This is a genomic window from Pseudomonas fluorescens group sp. PF-69 (assembly GCF_054481235.1).
Map to the genome: position 1 here is coordinate 5,249,877 of NZ_JBTMNC010000001.1, position 20,132 is coordinate 5,270,008.

General features: G+C 60.4%; 15 protein-coding genes. 7 read left to right on the forward strand and 8 right to left on the reverse strand.

Annotated features, from left to right (window positions below; all coding sequences use genetic code 11):
* Nucleotides 1-315: 315 nt before the first annotated feature.
* From ACX3YF_RS24710 to ACX3YF_RS24720, 3 genes are all read left to right on the forward strand, one after another.
* Entirely contained in the window at nt 316-1,470 is a 1,155-nt protein-coding gene (locus tag ACX3YF_RS24710) for a MalY/PatB family protein (RefSeq protein ID WP_458974478.1), read from the forward strand.
* 1,220 nt (nt 1,471-2,690) lie between these two features.
* Nucleotides 2,691-3,548, forward strand: coding sequence for an SDR family oxidoreductase (locus ACX3YF_RS24715; RefSeq protein WP_448647875.1), 858 nt, complete (start codon nt 2,691-2,693; stop codon nt 3,546-3,548).
* 123 nt (nt 3,549-3,671) lie between these two features.
* On the forward strand, nt 3,672-5,051 hold the full coding sequence (locus tag ACX3YF_RS24720; protein ID WP_130204237.1) for a cation:proton antiporter: 1,380 nt from the start codon (nt 3,672-3,674) through the stop codon (nt 5,049-5,051).
* On the opposite strand, the gene ACX3YF_RS24725 is transcribed toward ACX3YF_RS24720, so the two are convergent.
* The 3 genes from ACX3YF_RS24725 to ACX3YF_RS24735 form a co-directional block, all read right to left on the reverse strand.
* Nucleotides 5,014-6,933: a hybrid sensor histidine kinase/response regulator gene (locus ACX3YF_RS24725; RefSeq protein WP_458974479.1), complete on the reverse strand. Its 1,920-nt coding sequence runs from the start codon at nt 6,931-6,933 to the stop codon at nt 5,014-5,016. The two genes, ACX3YF_RS24720 and ACX3YF_RS24725, sit on opposite strands and share 38 nt — an antisense overlap.
* A gap of 75 nt (nt 6,934-7,008) precedes the next feature.
* Nucleotides 7,009-9,273, reverse strand: a complete 2,265-nt coding sequence (locus ACX3YF_RS24730; RefSeq protein ID WP_458974480.1) for an ATP-dependent DNA helicase — start codon at nt 9,271-9,273, stop codon at nt 7,009-7,011.
* A complete protein-coding gene (locus ACX3YF_RS24735) occupies nt 9,270-10,937 on the reverse strand; it encodes a VRR-NUC domain-containing protein (RefSeq protein WP_458974481.1) in 1,668 nt (555 codons plus the stop codon). The genes ACX3YF_RS24730 and ACX3YF_RS24735 overlap by 4 nt, the downstream gene beginning before the upstream one ends.
* 194 nt (nt 10,938-11,131) lie before the next feature.
* On the opposite strand from ACX3YF_RS24735, the gene ACX3YF_RS24740 reads away from it, so the two are divergent.
* Nucleotides 11,132-11,356 (forward strand): YgdI/YgdR family lipoprotein, encoded by a 225-nt coding sequence (locus ACX3YF_RS24740; protein WP_047528837.1) that lies wholly within the window; start codon nt 11,132-11,134, stop codon nt 11,354-11,356.
* Nucleotides 11,357-11,495: 139 nt separating this feature from the next.
* Nucleotides 11,496-12,155, forward strand: a complete 660-nt coding sequence (locus ACX3YF_RS24745; RefSeq protein WP_130204233.1) for an MliC family protein — start codon at nt 11,496-11,498, stop codon at nt 12,153-12,155.
* 39 nt (nt 12,156-12,194) lie between these two features.
* Here ACX3YF_RS24745 and ACX3YF_RS24750 read toward each other — a convergent pair whose 3' ends face one another.
* The 4 genes from ACX3YF_RS24750 to ACX3YF_RS24765 form a co-directional block, all read right to left on the reverse strand.
* A complete protein-coding gene (locus ACX3YF_RS24750) occupies nt 12,195-13,280 on the reverse strand; it encodes a polyamine ABC transporter substrate-binding protein (protein WP_196587146.1) in 1,086 nt (361 codons plus the stop codon).
* Between the two features lie 69 nt (nt 13,281-13,349).
* The gene (locus ACX3YF_RS24755; protein ID WP_130211479.1) at nt 13,350-13,694 is read right to left on the reverse strand and encodes a cupin domain-containing protein; all 345 of its coding nucleotides are present in this window, start codon (nt 13,692-13,694) and stop codon (nt 13,350-13,352) included.
* 43 nt (nt 13,695-13,737) lie between these two features.
* On the reverse strand, nt 13,738-15,144 hold the full coding sequence (locus ACX3YF_RS24760; protein WP_458974482.1) for an NAD(P)/FAD-dependent oxidoreductase: 1,407 nt from the start codon (nt 15,142-15,144) through the stop codon (nt 13,738-13,740).
* Between the two features lie 50 nt (nt 15,145-15,194).
* The gene (locus ACX3YF_RS24765; RefSeq protein WP_458974483.1) at nt 15,195-16,010 is read right to left on the reverse strand and encodes a helix-turn-helix transcriptional regulator; all 816 of its coding nucleotides are present in this window, start codon (nt 16,008-16,010) and stop codon (nt 15,195-15,197) included.
* Between the two features lie 263 nt (nt 16,011-16,273).
* Here ACX3YF_RS24765 and ACX3YF_RS24770 point away from each other — a divergent pair, with 263 nt between their 5' ends.
* Complete coding sequence (locus ACX3YF_RS24770) at nt 16,274-16,546, forward strand: DUF1652 domain-containing protein (protein ID WP_196587254.1); 273 nt, start codon at nt 16,274-16,276, stop codon at nt 16,544-16,546.
* Nucleotides 16,547-16,599: 53 nt separating this feature from the next.
* On the opposite strand, the gene ACX3YF_RS24775 is transcribed toward ACX3YF_RS24770, so the two are convergent.
* On the reverse strand, nt 16,600-19,074 hold the full coding sequence (locus ACX3YF_RS24775) for a UvrD-helicase domain-containing protein (protein ID WP_458974484.1): 2,475 nt from the start codon (nt 19,072-19,074) through the stop codon (nt 16,600-16,602).
* 277 nt (nt 19,075-19,351) lie between these two features.
* On the opposite strand from ACX3YF_RS24775, the gene ACX3YF_RS24780 reads away from it, so the two are divergent.
* Nucleotides 19,352-20,047, forward strand: a complete 696-nt coding sequence (locus ACX3YF_RS24780) for a pirin family protein (RefSeq protein WP_196586896.1) — start codon at nt 19,352-19,354, stop codon at nt 20,045-20,047.
* Nucleotides 20,048-20,132 lie beyond the last annotated feature (85 nt).

Here is a 20,132-nt window from a genome sequence, read left to right on the forward strand (position 1 = left end):
CGTTTCCCGGATTTTACTGGACAAACACGGTGGCGGCAGACGGGCTGCCGACACTGAAACTCTAGTCAACGCGAGGGGGTCCTGTGTGAAAACCGACCGTCGGCCGTTTGTCGAGTCGACGCAAACCCTGTGGGAGCGGGCTTGCCCGCGATGGTGGTGGGTCAGCCACTATTAATGTCGACTGTGCCGTCGCTATCGCGGGCAAGCCCGCTCCCACAGGGTTTTTCTTGTTCGGGCCATCGAGCAGGCTCGCTCCTGCAGGGGCTTGGCGCTTATCATGGCGCCATATTCAACCCAGCTTTCACGAGACTGCGCATGACTTTCGATTTTGATCAGGTGTTCGACCGCCACAACACCGGCAGTACCAAATGGAGCCGCTACCCGGCCGACGTGTTGCCGATGTGGGTCGCCGACATGGATTTCGCTGCGCCGCCGGTGATCATCCAGGCCCTGCAAAAACGCCTGGAACACCCGATGGTCGGCTATAGCGTGGCCTCGGACGACTTGCGCGAGGCCATCGTTGCCGATCTGTGGAACAAGTACGCCTGGCGCGTGGAGCCGCAGGAACTGATCTTTCTGCCGGGCGTCGAGTCGGGCTTCAACATGGCGCTCAAGGCCCTGGTGCAACCTCAACAGAATGTCGTGGTGCAGGTGCCGAACTACCCGCCGCTGCGCCATGCCCCGGGCCACTGGGGGCTGAACAAGGTCGAACTGGGCTTCGAGGCGCAGCCTGACGGTACCTACAGCACGCCGCTGGCGACCTTGAGCCAGTCGCTGCAAGGTGGCGGCGCGCTGCTGTTGAGCAACCCGCACAACCCGCTGGGCAAAGCCTTCCCGCGCGCCGAGCTGCAGGCCATTGCCGATGTCTGCCTGGAGCACGACGCCTGGATCATCTCCGACGAAATCCATGCCGAGCTGTGTTTCGACGGTCGCCAGCACATTCCGATGGCGACGCTGAGCCCGCAAGTCGCCCAGCGCACCATCACCCTGATGTCGGCCAGCAAGGCCTACAACATCGCCGGGCTGAAAACCTCGTTCATGATCATTCAGGACCGTCACCTGCGCGAACGCGTCAACCAGGCCCGTTGCGGCATGGTCGACAGCGTCAACCCCCTGGGCCTGGAAGCCACCCGCGTCGCTTATAGCGAAGCCGCGCCCTGGCTGAACGAACTCAAGGCCTACCTGCAAGGCAACCGCGATTACCTGGTAGAGGCCGTGCGCAACCGCCTGCCGGGCATCAGCATGAACGTGCCGCAAAGCACCTACCTGGCCTGGCTCGATTGCTCGGCGCTGGGACTGGACAACCCGCAGCAGTTTTTCCTCGAACAGGCCAAAGTCGGCCTGAGCGCCGGCCTGGACTTCGGCGATGACTGCCAACAGTTCGTGCGTCTGAACTTCGGCTGCCCGCGCTCGCTGCTCGAAGAAGGCATCGCGCGGATGGAACGCAGTTTGCGCAACCTCCACGCCTGACACGGCCCGATTGTAGGAGCGAGCTCGCTCGCGATGGACGTGAACGATAGCGCGCGTAACCAGACTTAACGCGGCGCACTCGAGACCATCGCCAGCAGGCTGGCTCCTACACGTATGCGTACCTGGCACGACCCATTGTAGGAGCGAGCTTGCTCGCGATGGACGTCAACGATAACGCGCGTAACCAGACTGAACGCGGCGCACTCGAGACCATCGCCAGCAGGCTGGCTCCTACACGTATGCGTACCTGGCACGACCCATTGTAGGAGCGAGCTTGCTCGCGATGGACGTCAACGATAACGCGCGTAACCAGACTGAACGCAGCGCACTCGAGACCATCGCCAGCAGGCTGGCTCCTACACGTATACGTACCTGGCACGATCCATTGTAGGAGCGAGCTTGCTCGCGATGGACGTGAACGATAACCCGTGTAACCAGACTTAACGCGGCGCACTCGAGACCATCGCCAGCAGGCTGGCTCCTACACGTATGCGTACCTGGGCAAGACCCATTGTAGGAGCGAGCTCGCTCGCGATGGACGTGAACGATGACCCGTGTAACCAGACTGAACGCGGCGCACTCGAGACCATCGCCAGCAGGCTGGCTCCTACACGTATGCGTACCTGGGCACGACCCATTGTAGGAGCGAGCTCGCTCGCGATGGACGTGAACGATAACCCGTGTAACCAGACTTAACGCGGCGCACTCGAGACCATCGCCAGCAGGCTGGCTCCTACACGTATGCGTACCTGGGCACGACCCATTGTAGGAGCGAGCTTGCTCGCGATGGACGTGAACGATGACCCGTGTAACCAGAATTAACGCGGCGCACTCGAGACCATCGCCAGCAGGCTGGCTCCTACACGTATACGTACCTGGCACGATCCATTGTAGGAGCGAGCTCGCTCGCGATGGACGTGAACGATAACCCGTGTAACCAGAATTAACGCGGCGCACTCGAGACCATCACCAGCAGGCTGGCTCCTACACGTATGCGTACCTGGCACGACCCATTGTAGGAGCGAGCTTGCTCGCGATGGACGTGAACGATAACGCGCGTAACCAGAATTAACGCGGCGCACTCGAGACCATCGCCGGCAAGCCGGCTCAAGGATTGCGTCGTTTTCATCTGTTGTATCCAATCTGAAATCCAAACCGAACTCAGCGCAAAACAACGGGGTCAACCCTTTGACTCCCAGCCTTGAGATCGGAGATTGATGATGGCCACCTACCCAAAACCACCCTTCCCCAAACAACAGCAACCCGTCCCCGGCTCCCAGCGCAAAATGGACCCTTATCCCGACTGTGGCGAGCAAAGCTACAAGGGCTCGGGTCGGCTGCAGGGCAAGATTGCCTTGATCACCGGTGGCGACAGCGGAATTGGCCGAGCCGTGGCGATTGCCTTCGCCCGTGAAGGCGCCGATGTGGCCATTGCGTATCTGGATGAGCAGGAAGACGCCGAAGAAACCGCACGCTGGATCGAACAGGCCGGGCGCCAATGCCTGCTGCTGCCGGGCGATCTTGCGCACAAGGTGCATTGCCGGGCGCTGGTGGAGAAAACCGTCGAGCGTTTCGGCCGCATCGATGTGCTGGTCAATAACGCTGCGTTTCAGATGACCCACGAAACCCTCGAAGAAATCCCCGACGAAGAGTGGTTGATGACCTTCGACGTCAACATCACCGCAATGTTCAGGATTTGTCAGGCGGCGTTGAAGCACATGAAACCCGGCAGTTCGATCATCAACACCAGTTCGGTCAACTCCGACATGCCCAACCCGACCCTGCTCGCCTACGCCACGACCAAAGGGGCAATCGCCAACTTCACCGCCGGCCTGGCGCAAATGCTCGGACCGAAGAACATCCGCGTGAACAGCGTGGCGCCGGGGCCGATCTGGACGCCGCTGATCGTCTCGACCATGCCGGAAGAAACGGTGCAGAACTTCGGCGCCAACACCCCGCTCGGCCGTCCGGGCCAACCGGTGGAAGTGGCGCCGATCTATGTGCTGCTGGCCTCGGACGAAGGCAGCTACATCACCGGCCAGCGTTTTGGCGTGACGGGCGGCAAACCGATCCTTTGACGAGTCGGGTGACGCAAAGATGGAACCGGCCGACCACTCTGGTGCTCCACCCTTCATAGGCCCTGCACTGCCGGGCCTTTGATTTCTGGAGGTCACCATGTCCGCACCTGATGACCCGAGGCCATGAGCTTCATTGCCTGGGTCGCCGTGCTGGGTGCCGTGCTGCTGGCATTGGCACTCGCCTCGTCCTACCTGCGCTGGATGCCGGTGACCACCTCGGCGGTGTGCCTGCTGCTGGGGGTGGGCATCGGTCCGGCCGGCCTGGGCTGGCTACGGCTGGATATCAAGGATGCCTCTGACTGGATGGAGCACCTGACGGAAGTCGCGGTGCTTTTTTCGTTGTTTGTCTGCGGGCTCAAGCTGCGCCTGCCGCTCAGGGATCGCAAATGGCGCGTGGCATTCGGGTTGGCGGGACCGGTGATGCTGCTGAGCATCACCGGCGTCTGCCTGCTCCTTCATGTTGCCTTCGCGCTGCCCTGGGGCGTCTCGCTGTTGATCGGCGCCATCCTGGCCCCGACCGACCCGGTGTTGGCCTCGCTGGTCCAGGTCAACGATGCCAAGGATGCCGACCCGGTGCGCTTCGGGCTGTCCGGAGAGGCGGGCCTGAATGACGGAATCGCCTTCCCGTTTGTGATCCTGGGCTTGCTGTTTCTGCAGCAAAGCGCCGGATCGTCCGGCGCCTGGCTCGATGACTGGGCACTCAAGCGGCTGCTATGGGCCGTGCCCGCCGGCTTGCTGATCGGCTATGGCATGGGCCGTGGTATCGGGCGTCTGACCCTGTCCATGCGCATCCGCAATGCCGACAGTACCCTATCGCCCAATGACTACCTGACCTTCGCCCTGATTGCACTGGCGTATGTCGCGGCGGAGTCGGTGCACGGCTATGGCTTTCTCTCGGTATTTGCCGCGGGGCTGGGGTTGCGCCGGGCCGAAGTCCAATCAGCGGGTGATTCACGGACCCCGGCCGAGCATCTGGTGCAACCGGTGGTCGGTCATCAGAACGTCGAACCGGACGCCGCCGTGCACGGCGATGTGGAGCATCTGGAGGACACACAAGTGGCGGCCGGAATCATGATCGGCGACATGCTGTCGTTTGGCAGCCTGGTCGAACGGGCCATGGAAGTGTTTCTGGTGACCTTGCTCGGGGTGGTGCTGGTGGGGCACTGGGACTGGCGGGCGCTGGTGGTCGCACTGGTGCTGTTCTGCGTGATTCGCCCGCTGAGTGTCGGGCTGATGCCCTGGGGCACTTTGCTCAGCGTCCGGCAACGACTGTTGGTGGGCTGGTTCGGCATTCGCGGCATCGGCAGCTTTTACTACCTGTTCTATGCCTTGAACCATGGCCTCGGCGCGTCGGTCGCCACCCTGTGTACGGATCTGACCCTGTCGGTGGTGGCCCTGAGCATTGTGCTGCACGGCATCAGCACGCAACCGATGTTGGCGCGTTATGAGCAGTACACCCGGTCGCTCACTTCATCGCCGAAGCAATCACTTCCACCAGGCTGAGTTGAGTAAAGGGTTTCGACAGCCTGGGCAGCGTGGTGGCGAATCCTTCCAGTCGCTCGGCATAACCGGTGGCCAGGATAATCGGAACGTTCGAATCCAGCGTGCGGATCGCATCCGCCAGTTGCGCACCACTCATCTGCGGCATGGCCATGTCGGTGATCACCAGGTCAATGCCCTGTTGCCCCGTAAATATTTCCAGTGCCTGGACAGCGGATGTTGCGCTGACGACTCGATGACCAAGGTCTTCCAGCAACAGACAGGTACTGGTCAGCACCAGGCTGTCGTCATCCACCACCAGGACGCACAGGCGAGGTACATCCGGTGTCACGGGCTCGTCGGCAACGAGGGCAGCCGTGCGCTCGGTAGCGACGGGCAACCACAGTTCCGCCGTGGTGCCCTGGTCTTTCTGGCTCTTGAGGACGAACCGTCCGCCCAATTGCGCGATAAAGCCGTGGACCATCGACAACCCCAACCCGGTGCCTTTGCCCAGTCCCTTGGTGGTGAAGAACGGGTCCATCGCCGACGCCAGCGTCGCCTCATCCATCCCTTCCCCGGTGTCGCTGACACTCAGGCACACATAACGGCCAGCAGCCAGTGCCGGGCGGTTGCCCTTCTGGAACTCTTCGGTGCGCGTGCTGATGACGATTTTGCCGCCATGGGGCATGGCGTCACGGGCGTTGGTGGCCAGGTTCAACAAGGCCAGTTCAAGTTGGTTGACGTCGGCCATCACCGATTCGACATCCGCGGGAAAACGCGTTTCCAATTTCACTGAAGGTCCCAACGAACTGCGCAACAGCCCGGAAATCCCCTGCACCAGGGCCGGTATCTCGACCGGTTCGGACTTCAGCTCCTGGCGCCGTGCAAAAGCCAGCATGCGCTGGGTGAGGGAAACACCGCGCAAGGCGCCCTGGGTGGCGTTGTCGAGCAAGCGCACGACTTTTGGGTCATCCGCCAGACGTTTGCGGACGATTTCCAGATTGCCAAGGATGACGGTCAACAAATTGTTGAAATCATGGGCGATCCCCCCGCTGAGTTGGCCGATGGCCTGCATTTTCTGCGCCTGGAACAGCGCTTCGCGGGTTTGCTCCAGCGTCTGCTGGGCCAGTGTCGATTCGGTGATGTCGCGGGTGATCTTGGCGAAACCGAGCAAGGTGCCGGTGTCGCCCCGGATCGGATCGACCACGACATGCGCAAGGAACTGCGTACCGTCCTTGCGCACACGCCAGCCCTTGCTTTCGAATCGCCCTTCACGGGTCGCGGTGTCCAGGGTTCGCTGCGGCTCGCCCGCCTCGCGGTCTTGCGGGGTATAGAACATCGAGAAATGCTCGCCGATCACTTCCTGGGGCAAATAGCCCTTGATGCGCTGCGCACCGAGATTCCAGTTGGTCACGCGCCCATCCGGGGCGAGCATGTAGATGGCGTAGTCCGTAACGCTTTGCACCAGCAAGCGGAACTGCTGCTCACTCTGCTTGAGGACTTCTTCGGCCATTTTGCGGTCGGTCAAATCACGGGTGATCTTGGCAAATCCCAGCAATTTTCCCGAAGGGTCGATAATCGGATCAATCACCACGTGGGACCAGAAATGCGTGCCGTCCTTGCGTACGCGCCAGCCTTCGCCTTCGAATCGTCCTTCGTCAATCGCCGTGTCGAGCGCCCGTTGGGGCAAACCGGCACGGCGGTCCTCATTGGTGTAGAAGCGCGAGAAATGCTGGCCGAGGATTTCCGCCTCCTCGTACCCCTTGAAACGCCTGGCACCGGCGTTCCAGCTGGTGATGATGCCGTCGGGGTCAATCATGTAGATCGCGTAGTCAATCACCGCATCGATCAACAGGCGAAAACGCTTGTCCTCAACGGCGTTGGCTTTGCTTCGATCCTGGTTCATTGGTCCCTCGGCGCTGGTGTTTAACTGGAGTATGCGGCAAACCGGGCATTTGGTGAGGCGAAAAAAGCCGGACCGTCAGAGCGCGGGGGCAATCGACCACCAACGCGGCAGCAGTTGCTTGACCTTGCTCTCGGCAAACCGGTCATCGATCAACATCACCACCCCTTGATCCTGTTGCGTGCGAATCACCCGCCCGGCGGCCTGTACCACTTTCTGCACGCCGGGAAAGAGGTAGGTGTAGTCGTAGCCGGCGCCGAAAATCGCCGCCATGCGCCGCTTCAACTGTTCGTTGACCGGGTTGAGCTGGGCCAGGCCCAGGGTGGCGATGAACGCGCCGATCAGTCGCGCACCGGGCAAGTCGATGCCTTCGCCAAACGCCCCGCCCAGCACCGCAAAACCGATGCCCTCGCCGCCTTCGGTGAATTGATCGAGAAACTGCTGACGCTGTTCTTCCGCCATCGCGCGAGACTGCGTCCACAGCGTGATCTGCGGGTGCCGCTCGGCCAGCAACTGCGCCACTTGCTGCAGATAATCGAAACTGCTGAAGAACGCCAGGTAGTTGCCGGGACGCTGGGTGAACTGCTTGGCGATCAGCTCGACTATCGGCGCCAGCGAGGCTTCCCGATGGACGAATCGGGTGGAGATCCGGTCGACGATGTGCACTTGCAATTGGTCGGCATGAAACGGCGATTCGACGTCGATGCACACGGTGTTGGCCGGTGTGCCCAGTAGATCGGCGTAATAGTGGCGAGGGCTGAGGGTCGCGGAAAACAGCACGGTGCTGCGTGCGGCGGTCAGGCGTGGCCCGATGAAACCGGCGGGCACCACGTTGCGCAGGCACAGTTGCGAAAGGCATCGTTTGCGGTCGAGGTCGCGCTTGCTGATGTCGAACAGAAACTGTTCATCGAAGCGTTCGGCCACGCGGCAGAACTGCAGCATCTCGAAGTAGAAACTCTGTAACGCACTGTCCAGCCCTTGCGGGTGATCGTTCAGGTAATCACCGATGCTGGCAGTGCAGGAAGACAGCGCCTGGAGCAATTTTTCCGGGGGCTTGTCATAGGCCTGGTAGGCACCTGATTGCAGGTTATGCAGGGCATTCCATTCACGGTTGACCCGTTGCAGTGGCTTTTTCAGCGCTTCGGGCGCGGTTTTTCGTACGCCGTTGAGGGTCGATTGATCGAGGCTGGCGCTATACATCTGACGGCCACGCTCCACCAGATTGTGCGCTTCGTCCACCAGCACCGCGACAGTCCAGTGGTTGGCCTGGGCCAGACCGAACAGCAAGGCACTGAAATCGAAGTAATAGTTGTAGTCCGCAACCACCACGTCCGCCCAGCGGGCCATTTCCTGGCTCAGGTAATACGGGCAGACCGTGTGTTCCAACGCAACCTGACGCAAGGCGCCCTGATTCAGCAGGTTGAGCCCGTTGGCGGCCTGGCGTGCCGCCGGCAAACGGTCATAGAAGCCCTGGGCCAACGGGCAGGACTCACCGTGGCAGGCCTTGTCCGGGTGTTCGCAGGTCTTGTCCCGGGCGACCATTTCCAGCACCCGCAAGGGTGGCGCGTCGGCGCTGTCGAGGATCACCTGGGCGGCGTCCAGAGCCAGTTTGCGTCCCGGCGTTTTCGCCGTCAGGAAAAACACCTTGTCCAGTTGTTGGGGCGCCAGGGCCTTGAGCATCGGAAACAGCGTGCCGACGGTCTTGCCAATCCCCGTCGGTGCCTGGGCCATCAGGCAGCGGCCCGTGCTGACCGCCTTGAACACCGACTCGGCCAGATGACGCTGGCCCGGTCGAAAACCGGCATGGGGGAACGCCAACTGCTGCGCCGCCCGATTGCGCGCCTCGCGATGGGTCATTTCCTGAACGGCCCAGTGCAGGAACCGTTCGCAATGTTCCTCGAAGAACTGCTTCAGCTGTGCGGCGCTGAACGCTTCGAGCAGACAGGTTTCCTTTTCGCTGACGATGTCGAAGTACACCAGCGCCAGGTTGATCTGCTCAAGATCGAGCTTGCAGCACATCAACCAGCCGTAGACTTTCGCCTGGGCCCAGTGCAGTTGGCGGTGGTTGGCGGGTTGCTTGCTCAAGTCGCCACGGTAGGTTTTGACTTCTTCCAGGCAGTTTTGCCCGGGATCGTAGCCATCTGCCCTGCCCTTGACGGTCAGGTTCTGATAGTGCCCTTCGAGCGCGACTTCACTCTGATAACCCTCGGTGCGCCGGGATGCCACGGTGCGATGACCGACGATGCCTTCCAGCGCGGTCGGCGACGGCGTGAAGCGCAGGTCGAGGTCACCGACCTTGGCGGTGAACTCACACAGCGCCCGCACCGCAATGCTATAGCTCAAGCGTCTTGCTCCGCCCATTGCACGTAGCACACGGCAATCGGCATCTGGTGCTCATGGCAGAACTCCAGCCAGCGCAGCTGGTTATCCTGCAGGCGATCGCCGGGGCCTTTGACTTCGATCATGCGGTAGGTCTTCTGCTGCGGCCAGAACTGGATCAGGTCCGGCATGCCGGCGCGATTGGCCTTGATGTCCAGCAGCAAGCGGTTGAACCAGTGCTTGAGGTGCTCGGCCGGCAGGCAGTCGAGGGCCTGCTCCAGCAGATCCTCGCTGAGCACGCCCCAGAACACGAAGGGCGACTGCACGCCCCACTTTTGCGCGTAGCGTTCACCAATGGTCTGCCGGTATCGCCCGTCATCGAGTTCGGCCAGGCATGCCTGGAACAGGTCGGCACGTCGACTGTGGAAATCCTCGCTCAGCAGATCCACCGGGCCGCGCTGGAACGGGTGGAAAAACGCCCCAGGCAACGGCGCGAAAATCGCTGGCCAGCACAACAGGCCGAACAGCGAGTTGATCAAGCTGTTTTCAACGTAATGGACCGGCGCCGCCTCTTCGGACAAGTGCGCCTGGACGTGGTACTCCACCGACAAGGCCGGGTCGACCCTGGGCAATTGCAGGTCCAGGCGCACCATTTCCCGAGGGGATGCACGCTTCGTCGCCGGCCCGCCGAGTTTGCGCCGCAGCCTGGGCAGTACGCGGAGCAATTGTTGCTGTTCGGCAGCGCTTTGCGGTGATTGCCCGGCCTGGGTCGCGAGCTCCATCGCCAGTTCATACTCCTCGCAGCGTTCCAGTACGCGAATCAGCCGCAGGCGTGCACCGGGATAGGCGCACTGGCGGTACAGGGCCAACGCGGTGGAAAAGTCGGCAATGCGCTCGCAGTGTTGACCGATCTGGAACAGCAGCTTGTCTCGACGTCTTTGCAGCCAGGGATTGCTCAGTGTCAGGCCGTTGATCCGCTCGACGACCTCCGCCAGCGCCTCACCGGCCTCGAACTGCTGCTGTTGCTCATGCAGGAACAGGCAGGCGTCCACGTCCTCACGGCTGCGCAAACCGCGGGAGTCGGCGCTGAACTCGACTTTTTCGTAGGTAAAGATGCCCAGATCGGCGAGCACGAATTCGGACCAGTCCTGGTAAAGATTGCCGAAAAACATCAAGCGCAGTCGATCGCACAGGCCCATGATGGTCAGACTGTAGAGGCAATCGTCCAGTGTCGGGCACCAGTCGCGGAAGCTTTGCGTTTCTGGATACCGCTCGCTCAGCGCCGGCAGCCAGTCGGTTTTCTTGCCCTTGGGTTGATCGATGGCGCTGCCCAAGCATTGCACGATCTCGGCCTTGAGCAAGACCTCGAACAGCGTCTCGAGCGTCAACGGCGCCCGTGAATCGATCCAGCCCAGCGCCAGTAACGGGCCGGCGGCGCTGGCGATGTCGCCGATCTCGACGTAATGCAGCTTGCCGGCCCTGAAGTGAATGCCCTTGCGCATGACCATTCTGACCAGCAGGCCCCGGGACTCACGCGGCAGGCCATTGAATTCACGAATGAAGCGCTGCTCCTCGAGGCTCAGTACATCGGCATAGCGATGCTCAAGCCAATCAAGCACTTGCATGAAGTTATTGAGGTAATAGAACGGGTCGTCGAGAGGGTTTGCAGTCACAGGAAAAAGGGCCATGGCAAGCGAGTACTGGTTATGCGTACAGATACCAGTTACCCCCTGCCCGATGCAAACGAAAAGGGATAAAAGGCGGCACTGCCAGGTAATTTTCAGCGGATGTCGAACTTTCTGCCTTTGCGCGGCACCAACCGCGTTAGAGCTGCGGTCGTTTGCGGCCATGGCAGCGTTTTTTTGAAGTATGAGAGGTGGATATGAACATCAAGACTTTCGGCCTGCCCCTGGCAATCGCGGCCTTTCTGGCACTGGCCGGCTGCTCGACGCCAACGGTAGTGACGTTGCAGAACGGCACACAGTATCTGACCAAGGACATGCCTAAAACCAAGACCAAGGACGGCTTCTTCGAGTTCGAGGACATTTCCGGAGCCAAGGTCAGAGTCAACGCCAATGACGTGTCCACGATCCGCCGGGAAGACTGAGTAGCGAGTTATAGTTGATCACGTTCCCTGCTGATCCCCCCTTGGTGTGGCAGGTTTCGATACCTGCCTTACACTGCGATACACCCAGTGCGAGCGAATGTTTGCGCAGGCATGACGTCATGATTCAGGTGAAGCCGGAATGAAAACGCTCACACCCCTTTTGGCCTCTCTCCTCGCCGCCGGCGCGTGCGCGGCAACGAGCCTGTGCGCCGGTGCCGCCACTTCTTCACGAGAGTTCAAGACCAGCTTCGATTGCGCCACGACCAGAGTAGCCATCGAAAAGCGGATCTGCCGCGACCCGCAGCTGGCGCAAATGGACATCGAACTGCAGCGCCTCTATCTACTGGTGCTGACGGATGACCACGCCGTACCGCCTCGAAACAAGGTCGAAATCGACCAGCAGTTCTGGCTCGACGCCCGTAATCAGTGCGCCACGGATCGCGAGCCCAAGGCATGCACGGTCCGAAGTTATGCCGAGCGCGCCTATCAACTGCGCCAGGGCTCAGCCATCGCCAGGACCAAGGACCCCAGCCGCCTGACTGAAGGCCCCGTGACGTTTCGTTGCGCGGGATTGAACGCGTTGGTCGCGGCCACCTTCTTTACGGTCAACCCGGCTGTCGCGTACCTGAAGTGGGCGAACACCTCCGTTACCCTGAACCAGCAGCCGAGCACTATCGGCACCCGATACGGCGGCAAGGATTTCAGGGGCAGCTACAGCTTCTGGTACGACGGCGATGACGCCTTGTTGCAGATGCCGGGCTCGGCGGAAATGAGTTGCAAGGCCGAGCCGGTTGGCTGATGACACACCGGGACGTCCTGTCCCGATGGTCTGAACCGCTTAGCTACCGGTGCGAATCTTGTTCCACACGCGGGTGCGAATCCGGTCGATGTCCAGCGGCATGGCTTCCAGGGCGAACAATTTGCCCATCATTTCCGGGCTCGGATAGACCTTGGTGTCGTTCTTGATGGCCGGGTCGATCAGGCTGTCGGCCTGTTCGTTGCCATTGGCGTAATGCACGTAGTTACTGATATCGGCCATGACGTCCGGGCGCAGCAGGTAGTTCATGAAGGCGTACCCGGCCTTTTCGTCCGGGGCGTCGACGGGCATGGCCACCATATCGAACCAGATTGCGGCGCCTTCCCTGGGAATCGAATAACCGATGTCGATACCGTTCCTGGCTTCCCTGGCGCGGTTTTCCGCTTGCAGGATGTCGCCGGAGAAGCCGACGGCCACGCAGATGTCGCCGTTGGCCAGGTCACTGGTGTATTTGGACGAGTGGAAATAGCTGACATACGGCCGTACTTTCAACAGCAGCGCTTCAGCCTTCTTGTAGTCTTCCGGGTTTTTACTGTGAGGCGGCAGGCCCAGGTAGTTCAGGGCAGCGGGCAGCAATTCCGGGCCGTTATCGAGAATGGCCACGCCACACTTCTGCAGTTTTTGCATGTTCTCGGGCTTGAAGATCAGGTCCCAGGAGTCCACCGGTGCGTTGTCGCCCAGGACCGCTTTGACTTTGGCAATGTTGTAGCCGATCCCGGTACTGCCCCACAGATACGGAAAGCCGTGCTCGTTACCGGGATCGTTGGTCTGCAAGGCCTTGAGCAGAACCGGATTGAGGTTCTTCCAGTTCGGCAACTGGCTCTTGTCGAGTTTTTTCAGTGCCTTGCCTTCAATTTGCCGCGCCATGAAGTGGTTGGACGGAAACACCACGTCGTAACCGGATTTACCGGTCATCAACTTGCCATCGAGGGTTTCATTGCTGTCGTAGACGTCGTAAGTGAAGGCGATGCCGGTGTCTTTCTGGAAGTTTTTCGTGGTATCCGGTGCGATGTAGTCCGACCAGTTGTAGATCTTGACGGTGTCGGCGGCCTGACTGATTGAAGCGACGAGCATCAGCGGAGCAAGAGTCAGTGTCTTTCGGATCATGAGTCGATTCCTGTAGAGGCTGTTTTTGTTTGGCAGGCAATCAAGGGATCAGCGTTCAACTTTCTATTTTCAAAAAATCAATACATAGGTCTTGCGCACGGTTTCCTGGATATCCCAGATACCGAGGGTGTTGGCTGGCAACATCAGTGCGTCGCCGGCTTCTATGTGCAGGGTTTCGCCGCCGTCGTCCGGGGTGAAGGTGCAACGACCCTGAATGAAGTGACAGAACTCCTGGGCGACGATCTGCCGCCGCCAACGACCGGGCGTGCATTCCCATACCCCGGTTTCGACGCCGTCGTCGCGTTCGACGCTGGTGGTCGATGCGACTGCCACGGGCAAGCCCAGCGGCACGGCGACCGGGTTCGACTCTTGCAGTGCCAGGGTTGCTGTGTTCTTGAATTGCGTGATGCTCATGGGAGTACCTGTCGGTGAAGCCTATGGATGAAGAGCACGTCGGTCAGTGCATGAAACCTTCCATGAACCCCGCGACCCCGCTGGCAAGCTTGCGCCGCCAGGGCGCGGTGGCCGGGTTGGCCAGGGTCTGGTCTTCGTGGACGAAGCTGCGGATGATCGCGTTGTAGCCGAGCCAGCGGCAGGGTTCGGGCTCCCATGCCCTGAGCGCATCGAGCCCGTGCCGGGGGATGACCCACGGCTGGTGAACCAGTTCGGTGTCGCGCTGCAGGATCAGGTCGGCGAGGGTTCGCCCGCCCAGGTTGCTGGCGCCCACGCCCTCCCCGCCATAACCGCCGGACAAGGCGATGCCACTGGCGTGGTCGCAGAGCATGTGCGGCTTGAAGCGCCGCGACATGCCCAGGTTGCCGCCCCAGCCATGGGTGATCTGCACGTTCTTGAGCTGCGGGAACAACTCGCCGAACAGATAGCGGCGCAGCTCGATTTCGCTGCGGGTCAGGTTAAAGTCATGGCGCAGCTTGCCGGCAAACTGGTAGCCGCCGCGCGCGCCGAAGATCAAACGGTTGTCAGCCGTGCGCTGGCCATAAGTGACCTGACGGCTGCTTTCGCTGAACGCCTGGCCGTTGCTCAGGCCAATTTCATCCCAGGTAGCCGCGGATAAAGGCTCGGTCGCGACGATCAGGCTCTGTACCGGCAATTGGTAACGCCCGAGCGGCGGCAGCGTGACCGAATAACCTTCCACCGCCGGTACCACCCAGCGGCTGCGAACCGAGGCTTGCGCGGTGCGCAGGCTACCCGCCTGCCAGTGGGTGACCGGGCTGTTTTCGTAGATTCTGACGCCCATGCGCTCGACCGTGCGCGCCAGACCACGGACCAGTTTGGCCGGGTGCAGGGTCGCGACGTGAGGTGCGTAGATCCCGCCATAGGGCTTGGCGATGCGGATTTGCTGCGCCAACTGCGCTGGATTGAGCCAGCGGTAATCGTTTTCGTTGAGGCCCTGTTTATACAGCGAGTCCAGATACTGGCGAAGGCTTGTTTCCTGTTCGGGGTAACGGGCGGCACAGTACAGCACCCCGCCTTTGCGGTAATCGCAGGCGATGCCTTCGCGTTCGAGGACGATTTCCACTTCATCGGGAATGTTGTGCAGCAGGTCATAGGACGCCCGGCGCTGCACGGGCGACAAATCGGCGAGTAGCCGGTCTTCCCCCAGCAGATTGCCCATCAGCCAGCCGCCATTTCGCCCCGAAGCGCCAAAACCGGCGGTTTGCGCCTCGATGATGGCAATCTTTAGCGCCGGTGCCTGAAGTTTCAGGTAGTACGCCGTCCAGAGCCCGGTGTAGCCCGCGCCGATAATGGCCACGTCGACATCCAGATCCTCGGCCAGCGCCGGACGCGCCAACAGTGGCTCGTCGAGTTGGTCCATCCACAAACTGATAGTGCGCCACGCCGGCATGCAGGACTCCGCCACTCAAACTTCGATGGCGGTGATCCTAGTGCGTGGGCTCAGAGACTGTCTTGCGCGCGTGCACGCAAAGAAATTTGTTTGGCGTAGGCCTTGGGCGACTGGCCGGTGTGCTGGCGGAAACAGCTGTAGAACGCCGACAGCGAATTGAACCCGGCGGCAAAGGCCAGTTCGTCGATACGCAGCGGCGGTGTGGCGCTGTCCAGTGCCGCGAGCAGGTGTCGCAGGCGCGCCTGGTTGACGTAGCGATAGAAGCTCTGGCCCAGCACCTGATTGAGCAAATAGGAAATCTGATTGCGGCTGTAGCCGCACTCCTTCGCTACCCGCTGCAGATCGAGCTCTGGATCGAGGTAAGGCTGCTGGCGTTGGAAATATTGCTGCAAGTCCTCGGCCATGAAGCTCAACTGACGGGGCGACAATCCGAGCCGACTCACCGCCGGACGCTGGTTGTTGGCGGCCTTGCTGGGGGGCTGCTCATGCACCAGTGACGCGTATTCGTTGACCCGCCAGATCAGCCCGCCCTTGACCGTGATCGCCTCGCTGGCGCGGAACGACACCAGGCCGTCCCCGCCGCGCAGGGTAATGCGGTACTGAATGAATGCGGTGTTGCCATCAAGGCGGATACGGTCGGAATGCTCGAGCGCCTCATCCGGATCCCTTGGCATGCTGCTGCGCACGTATTCACGCAATTCCGCCAGGCCCATCACCCGATTCTGGAAAAAATCGCTGTACAGGACGTCCGGGTGATACAGCGCCATGACCCCATCCAGGTCCCGGTGTTTCCAGCGCAAGTGGTAGCGCATGACCGTTTCGCCCGTGGCCTGGGTTTGCTGCGGGCCATCATCTTCGACGTGCATAAGGGTCTCGAAGAAAAGAGCCGACTTTGCCGAACTTCTGCCGCCGCTTCAATGGTCAACCGCTGGCAACCTTTTATCGGAAAATTCGCCGAGTCGTGCGCTGGATCAAGAAAGCGCGAGGCAATCGCCAAACGGACTGAAAAAAAAACATGATTTTCACATCCGGGTGCTACTTTTAAAGTCTGTCACCGGTTGAACCAATGAAGGTTCTTCCCTCCTACCATGAGCTAATGGAAGCGCTCGATGAAGAAGGCGGGCAACATATGAATAAAGGGTTCAGTAAGGTTACGTTTCCAAACGCCTGTCAGCTGATGCGCTGGCATTTTCATCCCATGGGTTTCGAGGCGAGCATGGACGCCCCGGGCAGCATGATTGCCCGTCTGTTCGATCGCGCCACTGGCGAGACCATGATCGCCATTGCCGGTATTCCTTGTGCAACGGTCATGAATGCAGCCGATGTAGAGCGAATAATCGAAGCCGTGGAGGATGAGCTTGAAACGTTCATTCCCCCGGCCGCCCTCAAAAGTTATGCCTGAAGGTCGAAAAACCGCAAAAGCCCACTTTCGTGGGCTTTTTGTTGGGCGGGATTTCAAGTCGCAGAACTTGCAGCCCGATGATCGGCAAAAAACGCCTTGCCCTTGCCGATGCGATCAGACGCCTTGGGCATATTCACCGCCTGGGTATCCTGGGCATCGACGTACCAGTAGCAATGACTGACAGCCCGGGTAATGCCGACATATGCCAGCCGCAGGATTTCGTCTTTCTGCGCGTTGTCATAGGGCTCGCTGTCGCCGGCCTTGCCCAGGCCCGCCATGCGGTAGACCTGATTCTTGTAAGGTGAGCTGGTCAAGTGCTGACAGTCGCCGAGCAGGAATACGGCATCAGCCTGCAAGCCCTTGGCGCTGTGGTAGGTCAGTTGCTTGAGGCGCCGTGCTTCATGCGGCAAGCTAGAATCAACGTTAACTACGGACTGAATATGCTGTTCTATCAATGACTTATCGCTACTTTTTCGATAAAGCATCAAGATTGAATCGCCCTTGCGGTAGTGCTCCATCAGACACGCCGCCATGGCCTGGTCATCACGATCGAGCACCTTGACGGGCCACAAGTCCTTGGGCTCGCCGCCGGCCCTGGCCTTCTTGCCCGGAATCGCTGGCGCGGCACGAACGATGTGTTCGGCGGCGTCGATGATGTGTTGGTGACTGCGATAGTTGTCGCTGAGCATGACCCTGGTAGTGCCTGGCGACGAGAATTCCTTGTTGAACTCCATGAAATAGCTCGGCGAACTGCCGCGCCAACCGTAGATCGACTGCCAGTCGTCCCCCACGCAGAGCAAGGACGAGCGCTGCGCTCCGCGCCCCACATGCATGGCCGGCCCACGACTGCGTATCTCAGCCAGGCTGGCGCGAATCCAGGAGACAATTTGCGGCGATACGTCCTGAAATTCATCGATCATCAAATGTGACAAGGGTCGCAGCAGCTCATCGCTGAGCAGTTTCAGGTTTTCCGGGGAATGTTCGCTGAACAAGGCAAACATTCGGTTGTAGGTCATGATCGGCGGTTTCTGGTCGAGCAAATGGTCTTCCAGCGCACGCCAGTACAGGCTCAATGCCTCGAAGAAAAACCGGTCCGGGTCGTCCTTGGCAAAGCTCATCTGGCTGACTGCGTTCGGCACATCCAGGCCGAGGTTCTCGATAAACCCGGCTGCGGCGACAAAAGCGTCCAGCAACGGCGCGGAAGCGAGCTCACCCTTGACCTTGTAATCAAAGCCCGGCCCGGCACTGGCGTCGCCGGCCAACGAGGCCAGCACACGCCTGGATGATTCGTAACTATCCAGCCAAATCAATGGCTTACGACAGAAAGCTTGAAACAGGGTGCGCTTTACTGCCCATTCCGCGCGAACCGTCAATTTGGCGTTCGGACGGCTGACCTGGGGGTTTTCCCCAGGATCGAAGCCCAACATCACCCACGCATCCAGGGACGGAATGTAGCCATGGCAATGGAATGTCGAGCCGTTGATATCGAAGGTCTGGCGATTCGGCTCAATGCCTTTGATCGGCCAGGCGCGCGCCCTGAACCACAAGTCTTCCACCGTGTCGCACAGTTCTTCGTCACGCTTGGCGGCCAGTTCGGTCACCGCCATGCGTTTTTGCACATCAGGGTGATCACGCTCCAGCTCCTTGAGCTGCAGGGCGTGGCGCGACAGGGGCTTGATCAATTCGCGAAAACGCTCATCGCGCGTATGCAAGGCGTGAAAACAGGTGTTCAGTTGCTGGCGCTGGGCATCATTGATGCGCAGGTCAAATGGATTGCTGTCAGCGTCCTCCTCACCGTTCTGTGCACGATGACTGAGGTTCTCAAAGGCTTGCAGGCGTTCGAAGCCGGGCAAGCTGCGGACCATCGGCAGGATCCGCGAGTGGAAAGTGCGCACCAGGTCGCGAGCGTCCTTGAGACTGAGGGTATGCCCCCAGAGCGCGAACAGCTCGATCAACTTGTTGATGAAGTCCTTGCGTGATTCTCGGGTGAAGGTCACCACGGTCATCGAACTCAGCTCGAAGCCCAGATAATGGCTCAGCAGCACGATCCGCAGCACCAGGGTCGTCGACTTGCCCGCGCCAGCGCCGGCGATCACCGAAGTGGTTGGTGTGTCGCTGAAGATCATCTTCCACTGGGCCGCGCTGGGCTGGGCATGAGGCGCAAGCAGTCGCGCGACATCGGCCTTCATGCGCTTCTTCACCTCGGCGTTCAGCGGCAAACGCCAATCGTCGAACAGGTGATCGTCGACAGTGGGGGGCCGATGCTCGGTCGAACGCGAATCGCGAATCAGCAGGACCTGTCGCCCCTCTTCCAACCCTTCGAGCTTGCCTTCCTTGTAGCCGTAATCCACTCCCGCCATGTGCCCGCTGCGGAAGCCGTCAGCCTGACCGTGCAGCCAGGATGCTCGGTGTTGCGCGCGCAACCGCGTCAAGCCGTGACCAAAGAATCGGGCGGCCAGGCGCTTGAGCAGCGGCATCTCGGCCAGAGGACGAAGTTCAGGCGGAAGATCGGGGGTGTGTTGCGGCACGCGGACGGACTCCAGGGTGTGAGGCTGTTGAGGGCTATGGTGTCTGCATTTGCCGTCGAGTTCTAGTGAATTGCTTATGACTCATTAGCTTATGCGATGAACTGAAGGTGGGATGAGAATGTTTTGAGTGGCGAACCATCAGCCATTTCGATTGTTATGCGGCATTTTTTACGCTTTTTATCGATTATTACCTGAAGGATGATGCCCGTCATCAACCACCGGTCTCGCTTCATGGCCCAGGCCTGCCGCCCCATGACGAACCTTTCAGGAGACGATCATGCTTGAACTCAGACCTTTCAACTCGCTCGGTGGCGCTCACCACGGCTGGTTGGATGCCCATCACCATTTTTCGTTCGCCGAGTACCATGACCCCAAACGCATGAACTGGGGCAACCTGCGGGTCTGGAACGACGACGTAATCGCCCCAGGCACCGGTTTCCCGCAACACCCGCATCGCGACATGGAAATCATCACCTATGTCCGTGAAGGGGCCATTACCCACCAGGACAACCTTGGCAACAAGGGCCGCACTGAAGCCGGTGACGTACAGGTCATGAGCGCCGGCACCGGGATTGCCCACAGCGAGTACAACCTGGAGGCGACGCCGACCAAGATCTTCCAGATCTGGATCATTCCCAACGAATCCGGCCTGGCGCCGTCCTGGGGCGCCAAACCGTTCCCTAAAGGCCAGCGTGAAGGTTTCGTGACCCTGGCCAGCGGCAAGGCTGGCGACGATCAAAGCTTGCGCATCCGTGCCGATGCACGGCTGGTGGCGGCCAACCTCAAGGCCGGCGAAACCGCTGAATATCACCTGGAGAACGGCCGTCGCGCCTACCTGGTGCCAGCCACTGGGATCATTGAGATCAATGGCTTGCGTGCACAAGCTCGAGACGGTGTTGCGGTCGCGCAAGAATCCGTATTGCGGGTGACGGCCATCGAGGACAGCGAAATCGTGTTGGTGGATCTGGCCTAACCCGGTAAACGCCGGGCAAAAAAAGGGGCAACCGTGATGGCTGCCCCTTTTTTGTCTATCTCGGTGTGGCGAGGGGGCTTGCCCC

Coding starts and splice junctions, on each gene's coding strand:
- ACX3YF_RS24710 (WP_458974478.1), top strand. CDS start 316: ATGACTTTCGATTTTGATCAGGTGTTCGACCGCCACAACACCGGCAGT.
- ACX3YF_RS24715 (WP_448647875.1), top strand. CDS start 2,691: ATGGCCACCTACCCAAAACCACCCTTCCCCAAACAACAGCAACCCGTC.
- ACX3YF_RS24720 (WP_130204237.1), top strand. CDS start 3,672: ATGAGCTTCATTGCCTGGGTCGCCGTGCTGGGTGCCGTGCTGCTGGCA.
- ACX3YF_RS24725 (WP_458974479.1), bottom strand. CDS start 6,933: ATGAACCAGGATCGAAGCAAAGCCAACGCCGTTGAGGACAAGCGTTTT.
- ACX3YF_RS24735 (WP_458974481.1), bottom strand. CDS start 10,937: ATGGCCCTTTTTCCTGTGACTGCAAACCCTCTCGACGACCCGTTCTAT.
- ACX3YF_RS24740 (WP_047528837.1), top strand. CDS start 11,132: ATGAACATCAAGACTTTCGGCCTGCCCCTGGCAATCGCGGCCTTTCTG.
- ACX3YF_RS24745 (WP_130204233.1), top strand. CDS start 11,496: ATGAAAACGCTCACACCCCTTTTGGCCTCTCTCCTCGCCGCCGGCGCG.
- ACX3YF_RS24750 (WP_196587146.1), bottom strand. CDS start 13,280: ATGATCCGAAAGACACTGACTCTTGCTCCGCTGATGCTCGTCGCTTCA.
- ACX3YF_RS24755 (WP_130211479.1), bottom strand. CDS start 13,694: ATGAGCATCACGCAATTCAAGAACACAGCAACCCTGGCACTGCAAGAG.
- ACX3YF_RS24760 (WP_458974482.1), bottom strand. CDS start 15,144: ATGCCGGCGTGGCGCACTATCAGTTTGTGGATGGACCAACTCGACGAG.
- ACX3YF_RS24765 (WP_458974483.1), bottom strand. CDS start 16,010: ATGCACGTCGAAGATGATGGCCCGCAGCAAACCCAGGCCACGGGCGAA.
- ACX3YF_RS24770 (WP_196587254.1), top strand. CDS start 16,274: ATGAATAAAGGGTTCAGTAAGGTTACGTTTCCAAACGCCTGTCAGCTG.
- ACX3YF_RS24780 (WP_196586896.1), top strand. CDS start 19,352: ATGCTTGAACTCAGACCTTTCAACTCGCTCGGTGGCGCTCACCACGGC.